Here is a 7,649-nt window from a genome sequence, read left to right as displayed (position 1 = left end):
AGCCCGCTGCGAACACTTTGGAGAACGGCTCCTTGGCATTGCGCGAAAATACGGTCCCGGTGCGTTGTGTCAACGCAACAGGGCTGAAACGCTAGTCTCTATAGGCGAATGGCGTGTCATCCGTGATATTGATGTAACGGTCACGCAGCCGGGTCTGGCGCGATTCCATCGCAGTCGGCTCGCCGTCGATGAGCACCGCCGTCGGCGCGCTCATCACTTCCAGCGGGTCGCCATCCCACACCACGACATCACCGGCATAGCCCGGCGCCAGGGCACCGTAGCGGTCACCCACGCCATAGATTTCGGCCGGGGTAAGGGTGATGGCCCGGAAGGCTGCATCCCACGGAACGCCATTGGCCACGGCATTGCCGGCATTCTGCGGCAGCAGGCGCGGGTTGAAATACCCGTCCTGGGACAGGGTGGCATAGGCCACCGTGACACCCGCCGCGTCGAGATGCGCCGCATTTTGCAGGGAGGCGCCGATCGCATCGAAGTTGAAGGGCAGGTCCTGAAGCGGGTCGATGATCACCGGGATACCGGAGGCGGCCAGTTCATCCGCCACCATCCAGGCTTCAGCGGCACCGACCAGGATCAGGCGGACCGGTGCGTTGTCCTCCTGGAAGCGGATTGCCCGGCGGATATCGGCCGCACGATTGATAGACATCACCAGCGGCACCCGTCCGCGGGCCACGGGCAGCAGGGCTGCCGCGTCATACCGGTTCAGGGCATCGCCTTCATGGTCGCCGGCAAACCGTCCCGGATAGCCTCGGGCATCCGCCAGGGCTGCCGCCAGGAAGGCCCAGGCCGCCGGCCGTGAGCCACCGGCTTCATCCGCGCCGGACTGGGACAGGTCGGCGAAGACGAAACTACCGCTTTCAAACACGGAATCGGCCTCACCCGAGGTCGATGCCAGACCGCCCTGGCCACCAAAGATATTGTGGCCGGTGGACGGGAAGATCGCGGCCCGGGTCAGGCCCTCAATGCGCTGCGACGGGATGTGCGTGCCGTTCGGGTTGAACCCGTCCGTCACATCCAGCGCCACGGAGAAGGGCGATTCGCCGGCAGCTTGGTCATTCGTCGAGTCTTCCAGACCCACCTCGATCAGACCAAGCTGGGAATAGGGGGCGAAGACGCCGGGGGTGATCCAGCCGCCTTCGGCGTCAATCACCGTGGCTTCGCCCGGCACTTCGACACCGGCGCCCACCGCGACAATGTCGCCGTCGCGCACCAGAACGGTGCCGTTCTCGACAATCCCGCTGTCCGTATTGGTGACAATACGGCCATTGGTGATGGCATAGGTCTGCGCTAGGGCCGGAGCCGCCAGGGTCAGCGAGACCGCAAAAGCTGAAATGAGCTGTTTCATTACTGCTCTCCTTCGCCCGGTTGGCCGAGCATGAAGTCGCGGACCGGCTGCATGCCGGCATCGGAACGGTCATAGCTCAGCGCGCCATCGATCCAGACCTGGTCGGCGCGGGTATAGGTGGAATAGGGATTGCCGGACCACAGGACGACATCGGCGCGATAGCCTTCCTGCAGGGAACCGGTCTCGTCACCAATGCCCAGCGCATTCGCCGGGTTGGAGGAGAGCCAGGCCCAGGCTTCCGCCTCGGAAATGTCCAGACCAGCGCGGCGGCCATCGGCCAGCGCCTTGGCGACTTCCTGGTTGAGACGCTGGATGCCGTTATCATCATCGGAGTGGATCATGGCGCAGGCGCCATTGGCGTGCGTCATGGCCAGGTTCTCGCGGATGCTGTCATAAGCTTCCATCTTGAACCCGCCCCAGTCAGCCCAGACAGCGGCGCAGATGTCGTTTTCGGCGAGCAGATCCGGGATCTTGTAGGCCTCGACACCATGGTGGAAAGTCGTCACCTGATAGCCGAACTCGTGCGACATATCGATGATCTGGGCCATCTGGTCGGCGCGGTAGCAGTGCATCTGCACCAGGATTTCGCCTTCCAGAACACCCATCAGCGTGTCCAGTTCCAGGTCCTGGGTCGGCGGGGAGGCGTCTTCGCCAGCCTCGGCGGATTCCCAGTATTCATGCCAGTCATCGCGGTAGTTGGAGGCGCGGATCCAGGCTTCGCGATAGCCGGCCACATTGCCCATATCCGTTGCCGGGGAGCGGCCGCGGCCGCCATAGACGCGCGACGGGTTTTCACCGCAGGCCATTTTCAGCGTGTAGGGCGCATCGGGGAATTTCATGTCCTGGACCGTGCGGCCGGACACATTGCGCAGGGTCACACCGCGGCCGCCGAACAGGTTCGCCGAGCCGGGCAGGACGTGCAGCGTGGTGACGCCACCGGCCAGCGCATGTTCGAAACCGGGATCCTGCGGCCAGACGGAATGCTCCGCCCAGACTTCAGCCGTCACCGGCTGGGTGGCTTCATTGCCGTCGCTGTGGGCGCGAACGCCCGGCGAGGGATAGACGCCCAGATGGGAGTGGATGTCGATGACGCCCGGCGTGACATAGCGGCCCGCCGCATCGATCACCGTGGCCCCTTCCGGCGCCTCCAGACCGGTACCGATGGCAGCAATGCGGCCATTCTCGATCAGCACGTCACCATTCTCGATCTGGCCACCAATACCGTCCAGCACCGTGCCGCCACGGATCAGCGTGGTACCGCTGGGCTGGGGTTCATAGGTGGACGGATACGGGTCCAGATTGATGCGGACGATGTCACCATCGCCGCTATTCGCGCTGCCCGAACCGGACGGCGTCTCGCCGCCCGAGCAGGCAGCCAGCGCGAACGCGGCCGACAGCGCCACGGTCGCAGGCAGGCTTGCAGTCAATTTCATCGCATTTATCCCCATTTGGGCCTGCCCATTCTCCCGGCAGGCGAGGTGGCCCGATTGAACGCGCTTCGGGCACGAGCGTCAAATGAAGCCCGTGCCCTTTGAGCGTAAAATCAGTCCCGGTAGTCGCCGCGGGCGCGGTTGACGAGGTTTCCGAAGAAGATCGCATTCATGAACATCTTCTCCGTACCCCGGAAGGTGGCCCGGAAATTCGGATTGTCCGCAAACAATACGACCGTGCCGGAGCCCAGGCGTTGTGCGATCACGGCCGGGGTCCCGGCAATCTCGTCCTGGCGGCGCTGCGAGGCATAGCCGGACAGGAGCGGATCATCCGTATACTCGACCACCACCGCGAACGGATCGCTCTCCGGCCGCGCCAGGCGCAGCGTCGTGTTGCGGTGAAGCGTGATGGAACGATCGTTATAGCCAAAGGCGATCGGGTGGGACGGGTCCATATCCCCCTCGAACAGGGCGCCGCCGATCACATGTTCGGCTTCGGAGACCGGCATGTCGGAATAATTGCGGCGGGCGAGGGGCTCGTCGCTCTCCTCATCTTCCGGCAGTTCGGCGCCCAGGAAGGCCTGCTGGGCCATGGCGGCGGCCTGGCGCGTCGCGATGATCACGCCGCCATCCTCACGCACCCATTGGGCCACGCGGGCCTGGGCGCCTTCGGACAGGCCGGTATTGCCGCCTCCGACAATGATCATGTGGGTGTAGCGCGACCAGTCCAGGCCGAAGAGATCATCCTTGCGGCGCAGGGTGACCGGGATGTGCATGCGATGGTCCAGCTGGTGCCAGACCTCGCCGGCGTCATAGCGGGCCAGCCCGTCATCGAACAGGACCAGGACTTCCGGCCGGCGCACGGCGCGGAAACTGCCATCCCCGATATCCGGTGATCCGTCCGCCGTGGAGCCCGAGGTCACCGACCAGACCGCGACACCGTCCTCGGTGGCGGCCTGCGAGACGAGTTCATGGATGGTGGCCCGATCGGCATCCTGGCCGACCAGCGGCACGAAGACGGCACCGGGGCCGAACTCCACCATGCCGTCCGAGGTGGACATGCTCACCGGCTCGGTCGCGACGCGGACACGCAGGTCGGCATCCAGCAGGCGATAGAGCGCGCGCGGCGCATAATAGTCCGACCAGCGCAACACATAGCCATAGCCGGACACGTCCGGCGCGGGCAGGCCAATGGGTTGCGGTGTCACCACATCGCCCAGAAGGCCGCCGGTATAGCGATTGCCCAGGGCGGCATAGTCCAGGTCATAGGCCAGCGGCAGGGTCCAGCCGGACACATCGTAGAAGATGTTCTCCTCAAACTCGGTCACCCGGTCGAAGAGCGATCGGATCATCGTGTATTGCGGCTGGTTGAGTGCGACGACATAGGCCTCGCCCGGCCGGTAGGTCACGCCATCCACACTGATCTGGCGGGCCAGCGCATTCACCGTGATGTCGTGGCGGTCCAGCAAGTCGATGAAGAATTGCGTACGCACCGGGTCACCGGTCGCCGTGAAGACGAAGGCGCGGTCGGCATCGGCGCGGGCGGCCTGCAGGGAATCGGCAAAGAAGCCGCGCTGATAGGCCATGATCTCATCGCGCTGGGCGAGGGCGCCGGAAACGGTCGTCAGCGAGGTGCGGAAATGCGTCCGCACATTGTCGCCATGGCTGACCAGACCCCGTTCCGCCTCGATCAGGCCGCCGCGGGCGGCGCCGATCTCGAACAGGATGCCCAGTGAGCCATTGACCTGCGGATAGGTGGAACCCTTGCCGACATAGAAATTGTCGAAGCCTTCCTCGGACGTGTAGAGGCGTGCCTCGCTGTCCAGGAAGCCGATATGGTGCTGGGCAATGCCCAGGGTCAGCTCGCGGGCTTCTTCCGGGATGCGCGGATTGCGGCGCAGCGGTTCGCCCGGGTGGAAATAGAACGTGCTTTCCGTGCCCATTTCGTGGAAATCGGCTGAGACCATGGGCTTCCAGCGGTGCCATTGCGTCAGCCAGGCCTGGCTCTCCGGCTGCGTCTGCAGCAGCCATTGCCGGTTCAGGTCGAACCAGTAGTGATTGGTCCGCGCCTCGACCCAGAGATTATGCTGTTCATGGTCCGGATCCGTGGTCGGCACGGTCGAGGAGAAGGTCTCGACATGATTGATCCGGCGTGAGTGACCGTCCGGATTGAAGATCGCCGTGATCAGGATCACCGCTTCGCGCAGATCGGCCTCCACCTCCAGGCCCTCGGCGGCCGCATAATGGTAGAGGGTCGGGATGGCGGCATCCATGCCGGCCGATTCAGCGCCATGCACACCATAATTCAGCCAGATCACGGCCGGCCCGTCACTGGCCGGGGCGCCCGGCTGCAGCGAGGCGAGGTGTTCTTCGCGGATGTCTTCGATCCGCGCCTGGTTCTCCGGCGACGTCACGACGAAGAAAAGGATCGGGCGGCCCTCATGGGAATAGCCAATGGTTTCCACGCTGATCCGGTCGGAATTTTCCGCCAGCTCGCGCAGATAGGCGACCATCAGGTCATGGCGGACCGGGCGATCCCCGACCCCAAAACCGAAGAATTCCTCGGGCGTGGGGACGCTTTCATCATAGGGAACGGCATCGAGCTGGAAGAATTCAATCGGTTCGGCCAGCGCCGCCGGTGTCAGTGTTGCCGGCGTCAACGCCGTCACTGCCAGCGCGGCCGCGGCCCCCGCCTTCGCCAAGAATCGTACCATGACATCCCTCCCTCAATGCGTCGCAAGGGAAGCTAGCCCTCTGCGGCAAGAAGGCCAATGGCGATGACAGATGTTGTGCGGAAAGACCGTTAGAGATCCAGCTCGTCGGCGACAAAGCTGGCATTCTCCTGGATGAACTGGAAGCGCGCTTCCGGCTTCTTGCCCATCAGGGTTTCCACCAGTTTCTCCAGCGTCGGCAGCTCATTCTCGTCGATCACCACGCGAGCGAGGGTCCGCTTGTCCGGATCCATCGTGGTTTCCTTGAGCTGGCCCGGGGTCATTTCACCCAGGCCCTTGAACCGGCCGATCTCCACCTTCGCATTCGCCTTGAACTCGTCCGCCAGGATCTGGTCCCGATGGGCGTCGTCGCGGGCATAGAGCGTGCGCCCACCCTGGGTCAGGCGGTAGAGCGGCGGCTGGGCCAGGAAAAGCCGTCCCGAATGGATCAGCTCCGGCATGGACCGGTAGAAAAAGGTGATCAGCAGCGCGGCAATATGGGCGCCGTCGACATCGGCGTCGGTCATGATGACGATGCGCTCATAGCGCAGATCATCCAGCTTGAACCGTGTCCCCGTCTGACAACCCAGCGCCTGCAGGAGATCGGAGATCTCCTGGTTGGCCGCGATCTTGTCGGCCGTTGCGGAGGCGACGTTCAGGATTTTCCCGCGCAGCGGCAGGATGGCCTGGGTTTGGCGTGAGCGGGCCTGTTTGGCAGAACCACCGGCCGAGTCACCCTCCACGATGAAGAGTTCCGTTCCGTCGGCGTCCGAGCGCGAACAATCGGCCAGCTTGCCGGGCAGGCGCAGGCGGCGCGACGCCGTCTGGCGTTTGACATTCTTTTCTTTGCGCCGGCGCATCCGGTCATCGGCGCGCTCGATCGCAAATTCGACCAGCTTGGCGGCTTCCTTGGGGGAGCCGGCCAGCCAGTGGTCGAACCGGTCGCGCACGGCCGTCTCGACCAGTTTGGCCGCTTCCGGCGTCGCTAGGCGTTCCTTGGTCTGGCCCTGGAATTCCGGATCCCCGATGAAGACAGAAACCAGGCAACCGGCACCCCCCATCACATCATCCGGTGTGATATTGGCCGCCTTCTTGGCGTGGGTGTGCTCGGCATGGGCGCGCAGCCCCTTGGTCAGTGCGGCACGCAGGCCCTGTTCATGCGTCCCGCCCTGCGGCGTCGGCACGGTGTTACAGAAGGACTGGCAGAAGCCGTCGGCCTCGCTGCCAAACCCGTTGCCGGACCAGGTCACGGCCCATTCCACACCGCCCGCACCATCTTCGCGCTCGACGCGGCCGGCAAAGGTTTCCGCCGTGATCAGGGCGGACTTCTTGGTCAGCTCGGCCATGCGGTCGGCCAGGCCGCCCGGGAAGCAGAGGATGTCCTCATGCGGGATGTCCAGACCTTCCACCAGGCTTTCCGGGCAGCGCCACTGGATCTTCACGCCCGGGCGCAGATAGGCCTTGTCCTTGGCCATGGCGTAGATGCGCTGCGGTTTCACGCGCATCTTGTCGCCGAAGATTTCCGCATCCGGCTTGAAACGGATCCGCGTGCCGCGGCGATTGGGGGCCGGGCCCACCTTTTCCAGCTTGCCCAGCGGCAGGCCGCGCGAGAAAGACTGCTTCCACAGCGTCTTTTCCCGGGCCACTTCCACTTCCAGCAATTCGGACAGGGCGTTCACGACCGAGACGCCGACCCCGTGCAGGCCGCCGGACGTCTTGTAGGCGCTGTCGGAGAATTTGCCGCCGGCATGGAGCACGGTCAGCACGACTTCCAGCGCCGACTTGTCGGGATATTTCGGGTGCGGGTCGACCGGAATGCCGCGGCCATTATCCGTCACCGTGATGAAGCCGTCCTCGTCGACCGCGACCTCGATCCGGTCCGCCCAGCCGGCCACGGCCTCGTCCATCGAGTTGTCGAGAATCTCGGCAAACAAATGGTGGAAAGCACGCTCATCCGTACCGCCGATATACATGCCGGGGCGGCGGCGCACGGCCTCCAGGCCCTCAAGCACTTCGATATGCGCGGCCGAATAGCCCGGCGCCGGAGCTTTCTCCGGTGTCGGTGCGGGCGCGCCGCCAAACAGGTCGGTTTCGGAATTCTGCGAAGACATGCGCCTAACATGCACGAGTCGGGCGCGCGGGGGT

The 7,649-nt window shown here is 64.5% G+C and carries 4 protein-coding genes; all 4 read right to left on the bottom strand.

The window, feature by feature from the left end:
• Positions 1-91: 91 nt before the first annotated feature.
• Positions 92-1,363: an amidohydrolase family protein gene (locus I0K07_RS14045; RefSeq protein WP_203294496.1), complete on the bottom strand. Its 1,272-nt coding sequence runs from the start codon at positions 1,361-1,363 to the stop codon at positions 92-94.
• Positions 1,363-2,796 carry an amidohydrolase gene (locus I0K07_RS14040; protein ID WP_203294493.1) on the bottom strand — a complete coding sequence of 478 codons (1,434 nt, stop codon included), beginning with the start codon at positions 2,794-2,796 and terminating at the stop codon, positions 1,363-1,365. Before I0K07_RS14040 ends, I0K07_RS14045 begins: the two co-directional genes overlap by 1 nt.
• 110 nt (positions 2,797-2,906) lie before the next feature.
• Positions 2,907-5,507 (bottom strand): M14 family zinc carboxypeptidase, encoded by a 2,601-nt coding sequence (locus I0K07_RS14035; RefSeq protein WP_203294491.1) that lies wholly within the window; start codon positions 5,505-5,507, stop codon positions 2,907-2,909.
• An 89-nt stretch (positions 5,508-5,596) separates the two neighbouring features.
• The gene (parE, locus tag I0K07_RS14030; protein WP_203294489.1) at positions 5,597-7,615 is read right to left on the bottom strand and encodes a DNA topoisomerase IV subunit B; all 2,019 of its coding nucleotides are present in this window, start codon (positions 7,613-7,615) and stop codon (positions 5,597-5,599) included.
• Positions 7,616-7,649: the final 34 nt, after the last annotated feature.

The sequence above is a fragment of the Maricaulis parjimensis genome, assembly GCF_016817355.1.
In the GTDB taxonomy this organism is placed as follows: domain Bacteria; phylum Pseudomonadota; class Alphaproteobacteria; order Caulobacterales; family Maricaulaceae; genus Maricaulis; species Maricaulis parjimensis.
This window is presented reverse-complemented; position numbering and strand designations above follow the sequence as displayed.